The sequence below is a fragment of the Paenibacillus sp. Root444D2 genome, assembly GCF_001426375.1.
Taxonomy (GTDB): Bacteria; Bacillota; Bacilli; order Paenibacillales; family NBRC-103111; genus Paenibacillus_E.
Genome location: NZ_LMEO01000050.1, coordinates 409,382 through 428,578, shown reverse-complemented (window position 1 = coordinate 428,578; position 19,197 = coordinate 409,382). Strand labels below are relative to the sequence as shown.

The following is a 19,197-nucleotide window of genomic DNA, read 5'->3' as shown; positions in this document are numbered from 1 at the left end:
TTGATTGATCAGGACCTAACCTAACGCAAAATGTGAAATAAAATTTCAGAAACATATAGACAAAGTGAAATAAAACTCTATAATAAGGATATGCAAGTTCAAAACTATAGATGAACCGTAGAGGGTGACTCCCATGTTAAAAGGTGGATTAGTAAGTATAGAAGCGGCTATAGGGAGCTTAAAGCCGATGGAGCGCAGGGCTGCACAATATATTTTGGAGCATCCTGAACAGGTAGTCAGCCTTTCTGTGCAGAAGCTGGCAGAGTTTGCTGACGTAAGTGAAGCGACGATTGTTAGGCTATCACGCTCCCTTCACTGTAAAGGATTTCAAGAGTTGAAGCTGAGGATCGCAGGTGATTTATCACAATCGTCCCTACCTGCAGAATCGTACCAAGAAATCCGCACTGACGGATCTATCGTAGATCTCATTAAATCGGTTTCCAATAACAATATTGTTTCTATCCAAGATACATTAACGGTACTTTCTCCGGAAAGTGTGGAAAAAGCCATTCATTCGCTGAGCAGCGCAAGAAAAGTTGGTGTCTTCGGTGTAGGCGCATCGGCGGTTATCGCGAAGGATTTCATGCAAAAGCTAACGCGTATTAATCGCTGGTGTGAAATTGGCACCGGGTTTGATGCTCAAGCAACCATTGCAGCAAATCTAATTCCCGGTGACGTAGTTTTCGGTATTTCCTATTCAGGCCAAACCGAAGACATGATTCGTGCTCTCGCTGTAGCTAAGAATAACGGTGCCTCTGTCATTACACTGACCCGGTTTGGAGCTAATCCAGTAGCGGAGCTTGCGGATATACAGTTGTTTATAAGCACCTTAGAGAAGAGCATTCGCAGCGGGGCGATGGCCTCGAGGATTTCTCAACTGAATGTGATCGATATTTTGTACGCCGGAATTGCTGGCCGCCATTATGAGGAAAGTATCAAATCTCTAGAAAAGACGAGACAAGCCGTCATGGTGGGGAAACGCAATGGATAAAGTGGACCGCTTGGTAGAAGGATGGGTGCGAGAGGGGCTCTTACCCGGCGCTGTGCTCGACATTACTGTATCGAACCGCTTGCGATTTCAAAAAGCATATGGATCATTCTCCGACGGCACAAAGGAACATCCGATTCGTTTGAACACAATGTTTGACATCGCATCCCTTACGAAGGTAACCGTTACACTTCCGGCAATTCTTGTACTAGTGGCCAAAGGGAAACTGTCGATGGATAGCTCCGTGCAGGCTTACTTGCCTGCATTCCGCCATTCGCAAGTCACACTGCGTCATCTCTTGATGCATGCGTCCGGGCTGCCGCCGGATTTGCCATATTTTCCGCGCAAAGCAGCTCGGCCTAACCTAATCGAGGAAATTTTGGCGCAAGAGCTTTTATTTCAGCCAGGTAAGGAAAAGCTGTATAGTGATCTCGGTATGATCCTCCTAGGGATTATTGTAGAACGAGTGTCTGGCGAGCCGTTGGATCGTTTTGTTAAGCAGCAAATATTCGATCCACTTGAGATGCAGAATACGGTTTTTAACCCCAGGCCCGAACTTCAAGATCGTATTGCTGCAACCGAACAGGTAGATGGAGCTTACATCATCGGCGAAGTTCATGATGAAAAGAGTTTCCACCTCGGCGGTGTTACCGGCAGTGCGGGATTATTCGCAACAGCGGACGACCTAGCCCGCTATGCGGCATGGTGGTTGCAACCGGAACGCTGGGATATTGTTCCACCATCGCTGATGCGAGAAACCACAGCTGCTCCCGTAGGCGACCGAGGACTTGGCTGGGAAGTCAAGCATGATCCCGCCAATGTTCTGAGCTGCGGAGAAAGCTGGCCTACGGGTAGCTTCGGTCATACTGGTTTTACCGGAACGAGCTTGTGGGTTGCCCCCGAACAGGGCATCAGCGTCATATTTCTTACCAATGCGGTTCATTTGGGTCGAAACAACATGATCCGGGAGCTGCGTCCAATTTTGCATGAAACGGTTTTGTCCTCATTTCAATCATGAGGTTAAAATATATAAGTAAACATTAAAGGGAGGCTTTCTAAATGAAACGTTTATTCAGTGGGGCATTATTAACTATGGTCGCTGCTTCTTCCATGCTTGTCGCTTGCAGCAACAGCAATACCGCAACTCCTAGCACGACACCTGGTGGAGCTAGTACAACACCATCGGCAGCACCTCAGGAAAAAGTGAAGTTGACAATGGGAAGCTGGCGTACGGAAGATGCGGATGCTTACGCTAAAATCATTGCTGAATTCAAGAAAAGCAACCCGAACATTGATATTGATTTCAAGCCGATAAAAAATACGGAATATAACACTGCCCTTAACACAGGTCTGCAAAGTGGGAATGGCCCTGATATTATTCATCTTCGTCCTTATGCGGCAGGTGCTGTGTTAGCAGATGCCGGTTATTTAGAGCCGTTGACAAGCCTCAAGGGAATGGACGTATTCTCGAAAGATACTTTGTTGGCTGCTACAGGATCAGATGGTAAAGTCTACGGCGTTCCAACTGTATTCAGTTCGACACAAGTATTTTACAACAAGAAAATCTTCCAAAAGTATAATCTCACAGAGCCTAAAACGTGGGATGAGTTGTTGAAAACGGCGGATACTTTAAAGAAAAATAAAGTGACTCCATTTGCTTTCGGCTCAAAAGAAGGTTGGATTCTATCCCTGACCCAAGGTACACTTGCACCGTCCGTTTACGGGACTGATTTCATTAAGAAGATTCTTGCCGGCGAAGCGAATTTCAAAAGCCCGGAATATGTAAGCTCGATTAAAATGCTCAAAGATTTGACTCCGTACTTCCCTGATAATTATGTAGGGATCGGGATGGACGATATGAGAAACATGTTTGTTTCCGAGCAAGCAGCCATGATGGTCATGGGCGATTGGGAATATGCTGTTATGAAGAAAACGAATCCAGATCTGCAAATGGATGTGTTCCCAGTACCGTCAATGAAAGCCGATGGCAAAGCAACAGTTACAACTTGGGTAGACGGATCTTTCTCAGTGAATGCGAAATCTGCTCATAAGGCGGAAGCTCTGAAATTTATGGAGTTTTTGACAACGAAAGAGTTCGGAGCGCTAGCTGTTAATGAACTGCAGAAACCAAGCACAATCCCAGGTGTCGCGGCGAAAGATCCGCTTGTAGCCAAAATTGCTAAGAATGCGGATACGATTTCTACGCCTTACGCATCCGTTGTCTATTTCAATGCAGGCAACCCTACAACCAAAGCCACTTTAGAAAACTCAATTCAAGGCATGTATTTGAACAAATTGACTCCGGAGCAAGTTGCGGAAGAAGTTCAAAAGAGTGCAGATACATGGTTCAAGCCTAAGAAATAATTCAGTTTAAGAAGAGGGGTGGGGGCACATGAATAACTTTGCAAAATCGTCTTGGTGGAAAAAGGGAGCAGTTCATCTGTTCCCGGTTCCTGCCCTCGCCGTTTACATTCTCTTCGTGATCTATCCGATCCTTTCGGCTTTCGGTTACAGTTTTTATGACTGGAAAGGTCACACCCGCGGGGAGTTTGTGGGGCTGGGCAACTTTGTGAGCCTGTTTACAAAAGAACCGTTCAACCATTTATTTTGGAATGCGTTCGGTCATAATCTTTATTATTTTGCTGTTGAAATGGCTGTTCAGAACGTGATTGCGTTCGTACTTGCCTATCTGGTTTACAGCAAGCTTAAGGGTTCGAACTTTCTGAAAATGGCTTACTTTTTACCGAGGCTGCTTTCTGTCATCGTCGTAGGTTTTTTGTGGAAACTTATGTTGAACCCGAACAATGGTATTGTCAATGTGCTGCTCAAAAAGATCGGTCTTGTTTCGTGGGCTAAGCCTTGGCTCGGGGATCCGGCTTATGCGTTAACATCCATTACAATCGTCAACAGCTGGTTTGGCATAGGCTTCTCCATGTTGATATTTCTTGCAGGTTTGCACGCTATATCGACAGAAGTCATCGAAGCGGCGAGATTGGACGGAGTAAAAGGCTTCCGCCTGATCCGTTCCATCATTCTGCCGATGATGAGTCAGTCATTAATCATCATTACGGTGTTTACCTTTATTCATGCATTCGAAGCGTTCGAACTTATCTATGCCATGGAAGGTTCGCAAGGGGAACCTTACAACTCCACTGACACGCTTGCTGTGTTCTTTTATCGGATTGCTTTTGGCGGCTCGTCTGGCGGCGATTCGGTCGCATTAGGCCTGGGCTCGGCATTGGCAGTCGTACTATTTTTCATTATCGCAACCATTTCCGCGTTGTTCCTGTACTTCACAAGGAACCAATCGTCACAGCATTAAGAAAGGAGGCACACCATGAAAACCAACAAATCCGTTCGGGGGCTCCAATACGCTGCTGCGTACTTGGGTGCACTGGTCAGTTTGTATCCGATCTTTCTGATGCTGACCTCCTCTTTCAAGACGAATATCCAGATTTTGAAAAACCCGATGTCGCTTCCGACTTCTATATCGTTTACGGCATATAGTAAGCTAATCCATCAAATTCCGTTTGGAACATATTTTTGGAACAGTGTCGTGGTTAGTGTTGTTTCCGTAGCTTTGATCTTGCTGTTTGGCGTTTTGGCTTCATTTTATATTGCACGATATCCGTTCCGTTGGAATGGTGCGCTGTTCTTCTTTTTCCTCTTAGGCATGATGATTCCAATTAAGCTTGGGATCGTACCCTTGTTCCTATTAATGAAGAAGCTAGCCCTGTTGAATAGCGTTTGGTCGCTTGTTAGCGTGTATACGGCGATCGGAATGCCGCTTGCTGTCCTGATCTTAACTGGCTTTTTTAGAACGCTGCCGAAGGAGCTCGAGGAAGCAGCGCGCATTGATGGTTCTTCGGATTTCGGTGTCATGTGGCACGTTCTGCTGCCGCTTATTCGCCCTGCACTGGGGACGGTCATGATTATGAATTTTATTATGGCGTGGAACGATTTCTTCTTCCCGCTGATTTTTATCCAAGACGATATGAAAAAGACGATACCGGTTGGCATGCTGTCACTGTTCGGACAGTACTCTACAGATTTAAGTATGCTATTTGCCGGCTTAACCTTGGCTTCAGTGCCAATGATTGTCATGTTTTTCCTAGCGTCGAAACAGTTTATGGAAGGCATGACGGCAGGAGCGGTGAAATAATATGGCTGAAACTAATTATATTGGGATTGACGGCGGAGGGACCAAAACAGTATGTATTCTCGGCGATGCGGAAGGTAACATTTTGGCTGAAAGCCGCGGTGAATCAAGCAGTGTGAAGTCCCGTCCATGGGAAGATGTTCAGCGTGTTCTGCTCACACTCATCCGGGATGTATTAGACCAATCGGGTACAGAAATGTCCCAATTAGGTGGGATCTTCCTTGGGTTGGCCGGGAGTGACCGCCCCGAAGACCGGAAACGGATCGGCGACTGGCTCCAAACCGAATTGCCGGAAGGTGTTCCGATCACCGTCCACAATGATGCAGTTACCGCGTTGGCTGCTGGTACATGGGGACAGAAGGGCATTGCGCTCATTTCAGGCACAGGCTCCATCGCGTATGGATTCGATCCGGCGACGGGCGGATTTGTAAGAGTCGGAGGCTGGGGCTATTTACTCGGCGATGAAGGAAGTGGGTTTGATCTTGGGCGGAAAGCGCTTGTGGCTGTTATGCGGGCGTATGACGGCCGAGGAGAGCCTACAGCTTTGACAGGGTTAGTTCTTGAACGTTGGTCCTTACAGCATCCTGGGCAATTGATCAACACCATTTATGGCCATGACAATGTACGGACCGCGATTGCGGATGGATCCAAGCTCGTCATGCAGGCTGCAGCCGATGAGGATCCGATTGCTGTTAAGCTCGTGGAAGAAGCGATTCAGGAGCTAGAAGAGCTCGTAAATACGGTTATAACTTCCATGGAGAAACAACAACCAATGAAGGAAAGCGATAGCCATGATTTGGCGGAAAATACAATCCCTCTTGTGATAACAGGCGGCTTATTTTCAGATCAAATGTTCGAGCATCGCTTTATGCAAACACCGTTGATACAGTCCGGCATGTTCGATGTCCGGCTGCTCGAACGGCCACCCGTGATTGGAGCTTACCTTCTTGCCTTGCAGGAACGGGGCTTTGAATTAACGGAAGTAATGAAACAACGGATAGCAGCATTTAACTTCCGTAAATAGACGCAAAGCAGCGTATTGATAAAAAGGAGGCAAGGTAACATGGTACAACAAGTTAATCAAACGGTTACCGAGCAGAGAAATGCAAAGTCAAGTCACCTTGACCGACTTACTGTTCGGGAGATCGTGACTTTAATGAATGAAGAAGACCAAACGGTAGCTCTCTCTGTAAACGGAGCTTTACCGCAAATCTCTGATGCAGCTGAGGCGGTGGTCGAAGCAATGACTCGCGGCGGCCGACTTTTCTACATTGGAGCTGGAACCAGTGGCCGTCTCGGCGTTCTAGATGCATCCGAATGCCCACCTACGTTCGGTGTTGAGCCGGAGCTTGTGAACGGCATTATTGCTGGAGGAGAAATTGCCATTCGTGCAGCTGTAGAAAACGCTGAAGATGATGAAGAAGCTGGTGTGCGTGCGATAGCAGATGTTGCACGTGCTGGTGACGTAGTCATCGGTATTACAGCAAGTGGAACCGCTCCCTATGTAATCGGCGCTATACGAGAGGCTAACCGGTTGGGTCTATTGACGATCGGCATAAGCTGTAATCGGGATACTCAGCTCAGTGCTGTTGTGAAATATCCGATCGAGGTGCCTGTCGGACCTGAGATTATTACGGGGTCGACAAGATTAAAAGCGGGAACAGCGCAAAAAATGGTTCTCAACATGATCTCGACGACTGTGATGATTCAAATGGGCAAAGTTTATGGCAATCTGATGGTAAATGTTCAGGCGACGAATAAGAAACTTAGGGATCGTACCGTGCGGATTATTCAAGAGGCGACTGGCACAGATGAAGATACGGCTCGCCGCGTCGGAATGGAAGCTAAGGGAGATGCAAGAGTCGCGATTCTGATGCTGATGTTTGGCGTAAGCCGCGAGAAAGCTTTGGATGCGCTTGTTCAAGTAAATGATCATTTCGGTAATGCTGTAAAGCAGCTCGAACAAAGTAAATAAATGCAATGCCTAGGCTGATAGTTATCAGTTTAGGCATTTTTATTGTAATGGAAATGCAGAAAATTTCTCGGGCAAAGAGGGCGAGCTTCGACCCGAGAAGCTCTAACTGTAAGCGCGTTTTTCGCGCTTAATTGTTCAAGGATGTACGAATAAGCGAGAAAAACGCGCTTAAAACAGTACGGCCGGTCAGCTGAGAGGCATATTGCCAGCTTCTCGGGCACATGCGCGAGCTTCGACCCAAGACACTCTCGGAGCAGTTGAGCAAAAGTGGGTACGAAATCAACGTCAGATTCCTCTCTCCCGGCTAAAGGACTGGAGCGACGTTATTCCACGAAAATGATTGAATTTGAACATCTAATGGACTCAACAGCCCTTAATCTCCTTCAAATGATGAAAATAGGATAAATTGAAACCGAATAACGGCGCTGAAGTCCGTTAGTTCGGAATAATCGCCCCAAATAGGCAATTAACGGCATCCAGATCCGTTAAACGTCTATTTTCGTTTCATTAGCTGTGTGCGCTAATTTGGTCCGTCGTAGTTTTTTGAGATATTCACGCAAAAACGGATCGAATTCATGTGTGGATGCTGATATGCTATAATGTACCCGATTAACAGCAGGAGTTGATGGCAGGATGGGGTTCCGCAAGATGTACCGAAATTACTTAAAAAATAACTTGTTTATGAAGCTGCTTCTCCTGTTCTCATTGATTACCGTCATTACGATTATTTCGTTTTCTTACTTCATGTACCATTCGATGTCGCAAGCGAATATCAATCGAGAGCTGGATATACAGAAGAAGGCAATGACGAATGTGAACAATTATTTGGGGGGGAAATACGATTCAGCGCAGTCTATCGTGTTCGGCTTATATCGGGATAGCTCGCTTGCCGCGGGCATCTCTTTCATGCTGCAGCACCCTTTCCAAGAGTATGTGCAGCATGGTCTGGAGCAATACAATTTAGGCGGTAACAGCACGTGGAATGCCGGTCTGCAATATTTTAAAAATCGGGTGGAAGATGACGAAGATATTCGCAGTCTGATGCTTTACAGTGTGGATCAGATGACCTTATATGTGCTTGATCGTAACCGGCAATTGAAGATCGTGCCTACGAATGCAGCCCACTCCTACATTCCTGAAGTCATGGCGCTTGATAACAAGAGCGTTACCTTGCCGAATATATGGGTCCGTGAAGCCGCAGGTCAATGGGATAACCATCTGTACTCGATTAGGACCCCCATCAACGACAAGCAAACCTTGAAAAATATAGGACAACAGGTTGTGTACTTCAGCTCAGACGGCATTTGGAAGATTCTCTTGAATGATAAGGAAGAGTTAAAGGGAACGATTCTCGTTCTATCACCGGATGGAGGCGTCCTGTTTGATTCTTCGGATCAATATTACGGCAAGCCTTATCCTTATATGAATCAAGTTAGTTCGTTATACGAGAATATTGGTTCGAATCAAAGCGGATATGTGACGAAGCTGACGCAGAGTAAAGGGGATTTTATTGTCGTCGGGATCATTCCGAAGAATGAACTTGAAGCATCCTCAAGGCGAATCGGCAGCACGATCTTTATGATTAGTGCGGTCTGTATCTTTTTCGCGATCTTGATTCCTTCTCTTGTTGTGATGAATGTCTCTAAACGCACCAATCAGATCATTCGCTTTACGCGGAAGGTCAAACAAGGTGATCTGAATGTACGGATTCCAGATGTGCGAGAGGACGAGCTGGGACAAATTTCTCGCAGCTTCAACGAGATGATCGAAGAGCTGAATCAATATATCGATAGGGTGTATAAGGCGGATATTAAGCAGAAGCATACAGAGTTAACGGCTCTGCAAGCACGCGTCAATCCTCACTTTTTATACAATACACTCGAGGTTATTCGTATGCGTGCTATCTCTCATGGGGCTCATGACGTTGGCGAAATGATTTACAGCTTGTCGGCGTTATTCCGCAGCCTGGTACAGCAGAAAAAGATTTATACACTGAAGGATGAGCTTGAAGCTTGCCGCTTATACCTCGAGCTGTTCCAGATTCGCTATAAGGACAAGTTCACGTATTCGATCGAGTGGGATCGGAAGCTGGCATCTACACGCATTATGAAAATGTCGCTGCAGCCTGTAATTGAGAACTATATCGTTCATGGCTTGCGAAGCGAAAGCACCGATAATGAGCTTCATATTCGCGTGAAACAAACGGAAGATTTCCTTCATGTGCAAGTGGAAGACAACGGAAATGGTATTACGCCAGAGCGTTTGAGCGAGCTGGAGTCCTTCTTACAAGCAGAGGAAACCGAAGGCGAATCCTTCGGCTTGCGGAGCATCAATCAACGCCTAAAGCTGCTCTACGGCAGCAGGTTCGGCTTACAATTAAATAGTGAACCTGGTAAAGGAACGGTAGTTGATATATGGCTGCCTATGGACGACGGAAAAGAGGGTTAGGATGTTTAGGGTTTTTCTTGTGGACGACGAGCCTTTCATTATTGAAGGGTTGTATGACATTATTGATTGGGCCGAAGCGGGTTTGGAAATTGTCGGACATGCCAGCAATGGGCAGAAGGCATTAGATGCCCTGCAGGAAACCTCGGTGGATATTTTGTTGACGGATATTTCCATGCCGGTGATGACCGGTTTGGATCTGATTCGCCAAGCCCGAACGGTTCATCCCGATTTGAAAGTCATTGTGCTCAGCGGTTTCGATGAGTTTACCTATTTAAAAGAAGGCATGCAGCTCGGTATCGAAAATTACCTGCTTAAGCCCATCAATATCCAAGAGCTGAAGGCAACGCTTCATAATACGGTCGAGAAGCTGAATACGTTTGAAGAGAATCGGCAAGTTCAGGCCTATAGCAAACAAGTGTTGAAAGACAACACGCTTCATCGTTGGTTAACCCATCAGATTGCGCCTTTGGAATTTTATGAACGCGCGGACCTTCTGGGCATGAACCTTGATCGTGCCTATATGATAGCTGCTGTACTCCGAGTGGCATCCGATGCAGATGAGGTTTTCGAATGTATCTCCAATAAGGTACAAGCCTATGATTGGATCACCGCATTCTTCGATATGGATGGCGATATCGTTCTGCTTGCAGCTGTAGATGATGCTGGCCGCGGCAGAACGGATTTGACGGCTTTGCTTGAGCAGCTTCGAGCTGATCTTCAGGATCGTCCTCTCCGCATATCTATCGGCAGTGTAGAGCCTCTACCTGAACAGGCTGGACAAAGCTATACGGCCGCGAAGAAAGCGCAGGAGTATTTCTTGGTATATCCAGAACTGATCATGATTGATTATACGGAGCTTGCTATGAATCAAGACAATCGAAAGGTCGATTTCTCCATTATTGACTGGCCAGTCTACGCGAAATTAATTATTGCTAAAGATCAAGAGAATTTGCGCGAGCAAATTCAAAACGATTTCAAACGGATTCAAGCGCTCCCTGGCATTACGCCGCACGATTTTCAGAATATCGCTTTTGAGATGATCATCCATTTCAAGCTGGAGATCAAAGCGATTCGCCATACTGAGGAACTTGATGCGTATAATCATGCTTTTCACCAAATCAGGAGCGCGGTTACGCTGGAACAGCTGGAAACGGCCATCCTCGAAATTGCCCATACGACAATCGGATTCTTAATTTCTGACGTTCGAAGTCCGATCGTGCAGCAGGTTTTAAAATATATCCATCAGTCTTATGCGGAAGAGCTTTCGCTCAAAATGCTGGGGGCGCACTATCATATTCACCCCGTTTACTTGGGACAATTGTTCCATAAGGAAATCAATGAGACGTTTACGGAATATATCAATCGGTACCGGATCGAGAAAGCAAAGGAAATGCTAAAGACAACGAATTCGAAGGTTCATGTCATTGCTAATGAGGTGGGCTACTCAGAATTGGGTTACTTTTATAAACAATTTAAAAAGTATGTGGGAATCTCCCCAACGGATTACAGAGGATTGCTCTAGGGAAAACTGAGGAGCAGTCTTTTTTTTGCCGGAAAGGATAAATAGCTGCTTTTTTCTTAACTTTAGACAGGGTTCATTTAGTTTATCGTCTATTTGTAACTGCTTTCATGAGGTACTGTAAAGGTAGCCCAACGGGGCGTAAACAATAGAGCATTTAACAGGGAGGATACAAAAATGAAAAAACGCTTGGTCACCACACTAGGATTGACGCTAGCCGTTTCCATGGCTCTTAGCGCGTGCGGCAGCACCAAAGATGCCGGCGGTGCGAAAGGGAATGAAACGACAAATAAACCGGTTGAGTTAATCTGGTACACAATCGGAACACCACAAAAAGACGTGGACCGCGTCATGGCTGAAGTGAGTAAATACACCGCGGAAAAAATCGGCGTTACCGTGAAAATGAACATGGCGGACTGGGGCGACTACGCACAAAAAATGCAAGTCATGACGGCATCCGGCACACCGATGGACATTATGTTTACGTCTTCATGGGCTTTTGATTACGTGCAAAACGTGCGTAAAGGCGCATTTAAGCCGATTGACGAGCTTCTTCAAAAAAATGGACAAGGTATCGTGAAAGCGCTAGATCCTGCTTTTCTTAACGGTTCCAAAGTGGACGGGCACAATTACGGCGTACCTGCCAATAAAGAGCTGCCAGCTCAAGACGTATGGCGTTTCAACAAAAACCTGGCTGATAAATACAACCTTAGCCTAGATAATGTGAACACGCTTGAAAGCTTGGAGCCACTGCTCAAAACGATTAAAGAAAAAGAACCGAACATTTATGGATTAGCTGTTGATAAAAATTACATGCCATATGTGCCTTACGATTACATTATCGAGAAAATGCCGATGGCCGTGAGTGTAAACAATGCGGATTTCAAAGTTGTCAACATTTTTGATACGCCAGAAATGAAGCAAGCACTTAAAACCATGAACAAATACTACAAAGCAGGATATGTTCCTACGGAAGCATCGACGCTTTCCTCGCTTAACGATGTACAAGTAACTGGCAAATGGTTCGCGGATAAAGCGACGAATCAACCGTTTGCGGACAACCTTTGGTCAGCTAGTTATGGCTATCCAGTCGTTTCCAAAGCGGCAAGCCCTGCTTTGATTTACAACTGGTCCGTAATGGGCTCCATGCAAGCGATATCTGCTAATTCCAAATATCCGGAAAAAGCTATGGAATTCCTGAACTTGCTGAATACCGATCCAGTGCTTCGTAATATGGTCGATTCCGGTATTGAAGGTGTTCACTACAAAAAAGTCGACAACGACAAAATGGAAAATTTACCAGAATCCAAAAACTACGATATGCCGACTTTCTCACTCGGAAACGTTCTGCTGACGTATAAAGATGTTAAAGATCCTGCGAACAAATGGGAAGAGTTCAAAAAGTTTAACGATACCGGCAAACCTGCACCTCTGCTTGGCTTCAACTTCGATCCATCCAAAGTAATCAATGAAATCGCCGCGGTTCAAAACGTAAAAGAAGAGTTCTGGGCAACATTGATGACGGGTACTGTTGACCCGGATAAATACATTCCGCTAGCCAACGAAAAATTCAAAAAGGCTGGTTTGGATAAAATCATGGCTGAAGCGCAAAGTCAGATTGATGCTTGGAAAGCAGCTAACAAAAAATAATTCAACATGGTTGATTAGGCGAATGTCCAACATTCGCCTGATCTTTTTCACTACAATGATCTAGAGGGGTGATTTTATGAAAGGAATAGGAGCATTTTTTAAAGATGTTAAACAAAGTAGAGTTCTGCTGCTAATGGCATTGCCGGCGACGCTTTGGTTCCTGTTCTTCTCTTATTTGCCGATGGCGGGTATGGTGATTGCTTTTAAGCAGTATCGCTATAGCCGCGACGGTTTTTGGGCAAGTATTATGGAAAGCAAATGGGTAGGACTGCAAAATTTCAAATTTTTATTTAGCACCAATGACGCCTACATCATTACGAGGAACACACTGCTCTATAATATTGTGTTCATTATTGCAGGGCTTGTTCTTTCTGTAGGTTTAGCGATTGTCTTATCAGAAATCGTCAATAAAAAACTGGCAAAGCTTTATCAAACAGGAATGTTCCTGCCTTATTTCCTATCGTGGGTAATCGTCGGCTACTTCGTGTTCAGTTTTCTTAGTGTCGATAAAGGTATGCTGAATCACATTCTGTCCGGGTTTGGAATCGATCCGATTCGTTGGTATAACGACAAGACGTATTGGCCCCTTATTATCATTTTTGTTTATCTGTGGAAATCGGTTGGTTACAGCAGTGTGGTATATTTGGCCGCGATCATGGGGATCGACAAATCGTTGTATGAAGCCGCAATGATTGACGGAGCGAGCAAATGGCAGCAAATCAAGCACATTACGTTCCCTATGCTGAAGCCTCTTATGACAATTCTGACATTGCTGGCTATCGGACGCATTTTCTATGCAGACTTCGGATTGTTCCTGCAGGTGCCAAGAGATTCAGGAACACTGTACTCTGTAACCAATGTTATTGATACGTATGTATACCGTGGCCTCAAATCTACCGGAGAAATCGGTATGAGTACCGCAGCTGGTCTATACCAATCGGTTATCGGCTTCATCCTGGTTATGACCTCGAACTATATCGTTAGAAAATTCGATAAAGATAATGCGTTGTTCTAAACTATTTTCATGGAAAGGAGGATTTTCAAATGATTGCTAAACCAATGAAAAGCCGTGACTTTCATAAATTGCCGCCTGCTTTGAATATAATTTTTAATCTTGTAGCGGGGCTGTTTGCGCTCGCTTGTATCTTTCCGTTCTTGTTTGTAACCATTATTTCATTTACGGATGAGAAGTCGTTAAGTACGAATGGATACCGCATTATCCCAGAAAAATGGAGCCTTGAGGCTTATCGCTATCTCTTCAAAGCGGGGGATCAGCTGCTGCTTTCCTATGGCGTTACCATTCTTGTAACTGTGATTGGGACGATTGTAAGCTTGCTGATCACAGCTACGTTTGCCTATGCGATTTCACGTAAAAGCTTTAAATTCCGCAATGCCTTCGGTTTTTTTGCTTTCTTCACGATGCTGTTTAACGGTGGACTTGTACCGACATATATCGTTGTTACACAACTGATGGGACTTAAAGATTCAGTCTGGGCTTTGATTTTGCCTTTGGCCGGTAATGCATTTTATATTATGATTATGCGTACTTTCTTCGTCACATCTGTTCCTGACGCCATTATTGAATCTGGAAAAATCGACGGGGCCGGTGAATTTGGGATTTTCGTCAAACTAGTGCTGCCGCTCTCGCTTCCGGGACTAGCCACTATAGGTTTGTTTAGTACTTTGGGATACTGGAACGATTGGTTTAATGCATTGCTCTATATCGATACACCAAAACTAGTGCCTTTACAATCGATGTTGATGCGTATTGAGAACAGCATGCAATTCCTGCTCCAGAATACAAGCAACCCTTCTGTTGGCGTGAGCTTACTGCAATCGCTGCCGCAGGATACATCCCGTATGGCGATGGTTGTTCTGGCAACCGGGCCGATTATTTTTGCTTACCCGTTCTTCCAACGGTACTTTATCCAAGGCTTGACGATTGGTGCCGTGAAAGAGTAACGTAAAAATGCATTCTTCGAAACTAGAAAAATTTGGAGGACTTACCGTGGAACAATTCAGACTGCCGAAAATTCCGATGCCGAAACTGGAGCTGCCAAAGGCCATTCAAGAAGTATTGCTGGAAGCCGAAGAGAAGCTGGCGCATCGTCCGAAGCTGCTGCAGCTATTTAAAAATTGTTTTCCTAATACATTAGAGACGACGACCAAATTGATGGAGGATGGCACGACCTTCGTCATCACCGGAGATATCCCTGCGTCATGGCTGCGCGATTCTGTGGAACAAGTGATGCACTATGTGCCATTTGTCAAACAGGACTCCGATTTGCAGCACATCATTAGCGGTTTAATCAAGCGTCATATCCAATATATTCATATCGATCCGTATGCCAATGCGTTTAACGAATCAGCGAACGACTGGCACTGGAATAAGGCGGATCAAACGGAAATGTCGCCATGGGTATGGGAGCGTAAATTTGAACTGGATTCGTTATGCTTCTCGATGCGGCTGGCTTATGCGTATTGGAAGGAAACGGAGTTAACGGATATTTTCGATGCGGGATTTAAAGCAGCGATGTTTAAAATCTATGAATTGTTTAAGACGGAGCAATACCACTTTGAAAAGTCACCTTATCGTTTCACTCGCAATAACGGAATTCCGACGGATTCACTGCGCAATAACGGGATGGGGATGCCGGTGAATTACACAGGCATGGTATGGTCAGGCTTTCGTTCAAGTGACGATGCCTGCGACTTTCATTACAATATTCCAGCGAATATGTTCGCGGTTGTGGCTCTTCGCCATATGCAAGAATTTGCGGAATGGGTGTTCAGGGATATGGATTTCCTCCATGACCTGAAAGTCCTTGAAGCGGATATTGACCATGGCATCCAGCTGTATGGTATCTATCGCCATCCCGCGTTTGGACCGATTTATGCGTATGAGACAGACGGCTTCGGCAACTACTGCTTGATGGATGATGCGGGCACTCCTGGACTGATGTCGATTCCGTATCTGGGTTATGTATCGGCCGATGATCCGATCTATCAGAACACAAGACGATTCGCGTTAAGCAAAGAGAATCCGTTTTATTTCGAAGGCAAAGTTGCCAGAGGCATCGGAAGTCCGCATACGCCGGACGATTACATTTGGCATATGGCCTTGTCCATGCAGGGCTTGACGGCTTCCACTGATGAAGAGAAGCTGGCGATGATCGCGATGCTTGAAGCAACAGATGCAGACACCGGGTTTATGCACGAGGGCTTTCATGTCGATGATCCAACGATTTTTACGCGGAAATGGTTCGCCTGGTCGAACAGTTTATTCTCCCAGTTGGTGTATAAAGCGATGAAGGATGGTTTGCTATGAGTCAACCGGTCATTATATTCTATGATGCTACATTTCCGATCAGCAATTCCTGTGAAGTGAAAGTTGATCTACTCGCGGAGCAAGGTGCTGTTGTTGTAGGCGCCGATGCACTTGGAGAAGCTCTCTGGTCGACGGTTGATGGATGCTTCGTTAATCTGCATGCCCCGTATTTCCCTAAGTCCGCATGGCCGGAAATCCTGGCATTCTTGAAACGCGGCGGCGGGCTGCTAAGTATTGGCGGCGCAGCCTTCAAGCGTCCGGTGCGCCGAGAAGCTGATGGCTGGCATATAGAATCGGAGCAGACCGCCTATCATCAGCAGTTGTACATTCATGAAATACTTCGTGTTGAAGCCGTTCCCATGCGCTCCTATACAGCGTTAGAAACCTTGCCTCTGCTTAAGGGGCAGGAAGCGATGTTCGCGCTTGCAGATACGTGGAATCTGGTTCCGCATACGACACGCAACAGCGATCTGCCTGATCAAATGGGCGCTGCGGGTACCATGAGCACACAGATTTATCCGCTATTGAAAAGCATCAGTAAGGACGGCCGCGAAGTTGCTGCGCCTGTCGTTCTTTGGGAAAACTCGCGAGGCACGTTTATCGGTTCGCGCTGGATGTTTGTCAATGTACCGCTTAGTCCTTCGTTTTGGAGCGAAGGCGGTGCCGAAGCATTGATGGCATGGGCAGCATTTTGTGCTAATGGCGTTACAGAGCTGTGGATTAAGCCGAATTATGCCAGCTTCGAGCCGGGAGAGCATGCGATGCTGACGCTTCAAACTCAGCTTATCGGAGGGCTCCAAGCTGGAGCTGCCTCGAAGCAATGGACGTTTGATCTTCGTGTAGCGCATGAGGGTGGCGCACAAGACGTGTGGACCCATCGTTTGACAGCTCAAGTGAATAAAGAATTCAATGTGGTCCGCATCCCGGTACCGCTAGACATACAACGTGGTTTATACCGTGTGACTTGCACGGCAACGTCTGAGGATGGCGAGCTTCGCGTGCTTCGCCAAGGCTTCTGGGGACACGATCCTTTGCTGCTCGCGGAGGGACAACCGATGACAAGCGGTCGCGACTATTTCATCAAAGACGGACGCCCGCTGCCGATTGTCGGCATGACATATATGACCTCCGATGTCGCTCGCAAATTCTTGTTCCTGCCCAATAGCGATGTCTGGGATCGAGATATGGCCCAAATGGCCAAAGCCGGCATCAATTGGATCCGAACAGGGATTTGGACGGCTTACCGCAATATCATGCAGGTGGATGGACATGCTTCCGAAGAGGTTCTGAGAGCTATCGATGCTTTCTTCTTAACGGCTAAGAAGCACAATCTTCAGGTAACGTTCACCTTCTTCTCCTTTACGCCAGAAACTTGGGAAGGGGTTAACCCTTATCTCGATCCGCAAAGCGTAGAGGCACAGAAGCGGTTTATCCGCTCCATTGTTTCGCGTCACCGTGCGACGACGCATGTGGATTGGGATCTGATTAACGAGCCATCTATGTTTGATCCTGCACTGATTTTTTCCGCGGGACCGCGTTCCACTCGGGATATCTACGAACGGGAGGCTTTTGTAGAGTGGCTTAAGCAGCGTCATAACAGCATCGAGCTTCTTCAGGAGAAATGGAATATGTCGCCTGAACAGCTTCCGACTTTTGAAGCGGCGGCTATTCCCGAGGCTGGAGAAATCAATTTTGACGTACAGGATATGCACAAGGGCAAGAAAGGAACTCGCTGGCTGGATTACTGTTTGTTCTCTATGGAGATGCATAACCGTTGGGCCAAAGAGCTCTACAATACGATTAAAGAGATCAGTCCTGATCATCTTGTTGTGGTCGGTCAAGATGAAGCGCTTGGCGCACAGCGGCCTTCTCCTTTGTTTTATGAGGAGGCAGTGGACTATACAACCGTACACTCGTGGTGGCTGAACGATAACCTCGTTTGGGACGGCATTTTTGCCAAAACAGCGAATAAGCCAAATGTTATTCAAGAAACAGGCATCATGTACGTGGAGACACCGGATGGACGCGCTAAACGTTCGGAGAACGAACTGCGCAGCCTGTTGGAGCGGAAATATGCCTATGCATTTGCTACCGGAGGCGCCGGTGCTATTCATTGGATCTGGAATACTAACTTTTATATGGATAATGCGAACGAATCGCATATTGGTGCGCTTCGTGCTGACGGCACAGAGAAGCCAGAAGCTAATGTCTCTTACGATTTCGGGCGGTTTATGGCTGAAATCAGAGATTTGTTCCAGGATCGGGCGTTGGAGGATATCGTAGCGATTTTCCCTTATTCGAACGATTTTTCCAACCGGAAATTGGCATTTGATGCTACGACTAGTATGACGCGCGTGCTGTCCTATCAATTGAAGATGCCGTTCCGTGCGGCATCGGAGTATCATTTGGATGCGCTGGAGCACCAACCGGCGAAGCTGATCCTGCTGCCGAGCGCGCATAATTTGGATGATCAAGCTTGGTTAAAGCTTGTAGATATCGTACAGCGTACGGGTGCAACGCTGCTTGCGACAGGTCCAATCAGCATTGATGCGTATTGGAAACAAACACCGCGTCTGATCGATGAACTAGGTGAAGCGGAGCTTCACAACGTACGCCGCGAAGAAATGCTTGGGCTGCAAGGTGCAGCGCTCCCGGTATCCTTTGATAAGCGTCGAATAGCCGAAGTCGTGAAAGAAGTGCGGACTGGACATTCAGGCGCGGGAACAGGGTCTGCTAGCGCAAGCGATGCGGTTGTCGATATTCCGCTGGGCAAAGGCCGACTCATTTGGAGTCCGCTGCCGGTTGAATTGAACGAACGCTTGGATACGGTCGCCCGCCTGTATCGTTATGCCATCGATGCCGCGGGCTGTGAAAGCGGATTGGAATGGCTGCAAGGCGGCGATATTGCAGGTGTATACGGAAGGAAGTTAAGCTTTAAGAACGGCTTCCTGTATGTATTCGTATCTGAATTTGCATGGAACGTGGATGTCGAAGTGAAGGATACGGATAGCGAGGCAACTTATGCATTTACACTAGAGAAAGAGCGTTCCGTTCTCTTTGCTGCTGATGCCCAAGGCAATCTCATCTCCGTGTACCGTCCGGAGGCAGTCCATATTGAAAGGAGTTAAAC

The 19,197-nt window shown here is 46.5% G+C and carries 14 protein-coding genes; all 14 read left to right on the top strand.

The window, feature by feature from the left end; translation table 11 throughout:
- Positions 1-133: 133 nt before the first annotated feature.
- Positions 134-991 (top strand): MurR/RpiR family transcriptional regulator, encoded by an 858-nt coding sequence (locus ASD40_RS29385; protein ID WP_057306679.1) that lies wholly within the window; start codon positions 134-136, stop codon positions 989-991.
- Positions 984-2,006, top strand: coding sequence for a serine hydrolase domain-containing protein (locus ASD40_RS29380; protein WP_063860441.1), 1,023 nt, complete (start codon positions 984-986; stop codon positions 2,004-2,006). Before ASD40_RS29385 ends, ASD40_RS29380 begins: the two co-directional genes overlap by 8 nt.
- A gap of 41 nt (positions 2,007-2,047) precedes the next feature.
- A complete protein-coding gene (locus ASD40_RS29375) occupies positions 2,048-3,352 on the top strand; it encodes an ABC transporter substrate-binding protein (protein WP_057306678.1) in 1,305 nt (434 codons plus the stop codon).
- Between the two features lie 28 nt (positions 3,353-3,380).
- The gene (locus ASD40_RS29370; protein ID WP_057306677.1) at positions 3,381-4,310 is read left to right on the top strand and encodes a carbohydrate ABC transporter permease; all 930 of its coding nucleotides are present in this window, start codon (positions 3,381-3,383) and stop codon (positions 4,308-4,310) included.
- Positions 4,311-4,325: 15 nt separating this feature from the next.
- Complete coding sequence (locus ASD40_RS29365; protein ID WP_057306676.1) at positions 4,326-5,150, top strand: carbohydrate ABC transporter permease; 825 nt, start codon at positions 4,326-4,328, stop codon at positions 5,148-5,150.
- A 1-nt stretch (position 5,151) separates the two neighbouring features.
- Positions 5,152-6,171, top strand: a complete 1,020-nt coding sequence (locus ASD40_RS29360; protein WP_057306675.1) for an N-acetylglucosamine kinase — start codon at positions 5,152-5,154, stop codon at positions 6,169-6,171.
- A gap of 39 nt (positions 6,172-6,210) precedes the next feature.
- Entirely contained in the window at positions 6,211-7,122 is a 912-nt protein-coding gene (gene murQ / locus ASD40_RS29355; RefSeq protein WP_057306674.1) for an N-acetylmuramic acid 6-phosphate etherase, read from the top strand.
- Between the two features lie 633 nt (positions 7,123-7,755).
- Positions 7,756-9,570 (top strand): sensor histidine kinase, encoded by a 1,815-nt coding sequence (locus ASD40_RS29350; RefSeq protein ID WP_057306673.1) that lies wholly within the window; start codon positions 7,756-7,758, stop codon positions 9,568-9,570.
- Between the two features lies 1 nt (position 9,571).
- A complete protein-coding gene (locus ASD40_RS29345; protein ID WP_057306672.1) occupies positions 9,572-11,092 on the top strand; it encodes a response regulator transcription factor in 1,521 nt (506 codons plus the stop codon).
- A gap of 174 nt (positions 11,093-11,266) precedes the next feature.
- On the top strand, positions 11,267-12,739 hold the full coding sequence (locus ASD40_RS29340; protein ID WP_057306671.1) for an ABC transporter substrate-binding protein: 1,473 nt from the start codon (positions 11,267-11,269) through the stop codon (positions 12,737-12,739).
- A 76-nt stretch (positions 12,740-12,815) separates the two neighbouring features.
- Complete coding sequence (locus ASD40_RS29335; RefSeq protein WP_029199042.1) at positions 12,816-13,754, top strand: ABC transporter permease; 939 nt, start codon at positions 12,816-12,818, stop codon at positions 13,752-13,754.
- Between the two features lie 29 nt (positions 13,755-13,783).
- A complete protein-coding gene (locus ASD40_RS29330) occupies positions 13,784-14,701 on the top strand; it encodes a carbohydrate ABC transporter permease (RefSeq protein WP_057306670.1) in 918 nt (305 codons plus the stop codon).
- A gap of 46 nt (positions 14,702-14,747) precedes the next feature.
- The gene (locus tag ASD40_RS29325; RefSeq protein ID WP_057307078.1) at positions 14,748-16,067 is read left to right on the top strand and encodes a glycoside hydrolase family 125 protein; all 1,320 of its coding nucleotides are present in this window, start codon (positions 14,748-14,750) and stop codon (positions 16,065-16,067) included.
- Positions 16,064-19,195 carry a beta-galactosidase gene (locus tag ASD40_RS29320; protein ID WP_057306669.1) on the top strand — a complete coding sequence of 1,044 codons (3,132 nt, stop codon included), beginning with the start codon at positions 16,064-16,066 and terminating at the stop codon, positions 19,193-19,195. Before ASD40_RS29325 ends, ASD40_RS29320 begins: the two co-directional genes overlap by 4 nt.
- The last annotated feature ends 2 nt before the right edge of the window (positions 19,196-19,197 follow it).

What these genes read in the sequence shown, in the direction of transcription:
- ASD40_RS29335 (WP_029199042.1), top strand. Translation starts at nt 12,816, where the DNA reads ATGAAAGGAATAGGAGCATTTTTTAAAGATGTTAAACAAAGTAGAGTT.
- ASD40_RS29360 (WP_057306675.1), top strand. Translation starts at nt 5,152, where the DNA reads ATGGCTGAAACTAATTATATTGGGATTGACGGCGGAGGGACCAAAACA.
- murQ (WP_057306674.1), top strand. Translation starts at nt 6,211, where the DNA reads ATGGTACAACAAGTTAATCAAACGGTTACCGAGCAGAGAAATGCAAAG.
- ASD40_RS29320 (WP_057306669.1), top strand. Translation starts at nt 16,064, where the DNA reads ATGAGTCAACCGGTCATTATATTCTATGATGCTACATTTCCGATCAGC.
- ASD40_RS29340 (WP_057306671.1), top strand. Translation starts at nt 11,267, where the DNA reads ATGAAAAAACGCTTGGTCACCACACTAGGATTGACGCTAGCCGTTTCC.
- ASD40_RS29370 (WP_057306677.1), top strand. Translation starts at nt 3,381, where the DNA reads ATGAATAACTTTGCAAAATCGTCTTGGTGGAAAAAGGGAGCAGTTCAT.
- ASD40_RS29375 (WP_057306678.1), top strand. Translation starts at nt 2,048, where the DNA reads ATGAAACGTTTATTCAGTGGGGCATTATTAACTATGGTCGCTGCTTCT.
- ASD40_RS29330 (WP_057306670.1), top strand. Translation starts at nt 13,784, where the DNA reads ATGATTGCTAAACCAATGAAAAGCCGTGACTTTCATAAATTGCCGCCT.
- ASD40_RS29365 (WP_057306676.1), top strand. Translation starts at nt 4,326, where the DNA reads ATGAAAACCAACAAATCCGTTCGGGGGCTCCAATACGCTGCTGCGTAC.
- ASD40_RS29380 (WP_063860441.1), top strand. Translation starts at nt 984, where the DNA reads ATGGATAAAGTGGACCGCTTGGTAGAAGGATGGGTGCGAGAGGGGCTC.
- ASD40_RS29350 (WP_057306673.1), top strand. Translation starts at nt 7,756, where the DNA reads ATGGGGTTCCGCAAGATGTACCGAAATTACTTAAAAAATAACTTGTTT.
- ASD40_RS29345 (WP_057306672.1), top strand. Translation starts at nt 9,572, where the DNA reads ATGTTTAGGGTTTTTCTTGTGGACGACGAGCCTTTCATTATTGAAGGG.
- ASD40_RS29385 (WP_057306679.1), top strand. Translation starts at nt 134, where the DNA reads ATGTTAAAAGGTGGATTAGTAAGTATAGAAGCGGCTATAGGGAGCTTA.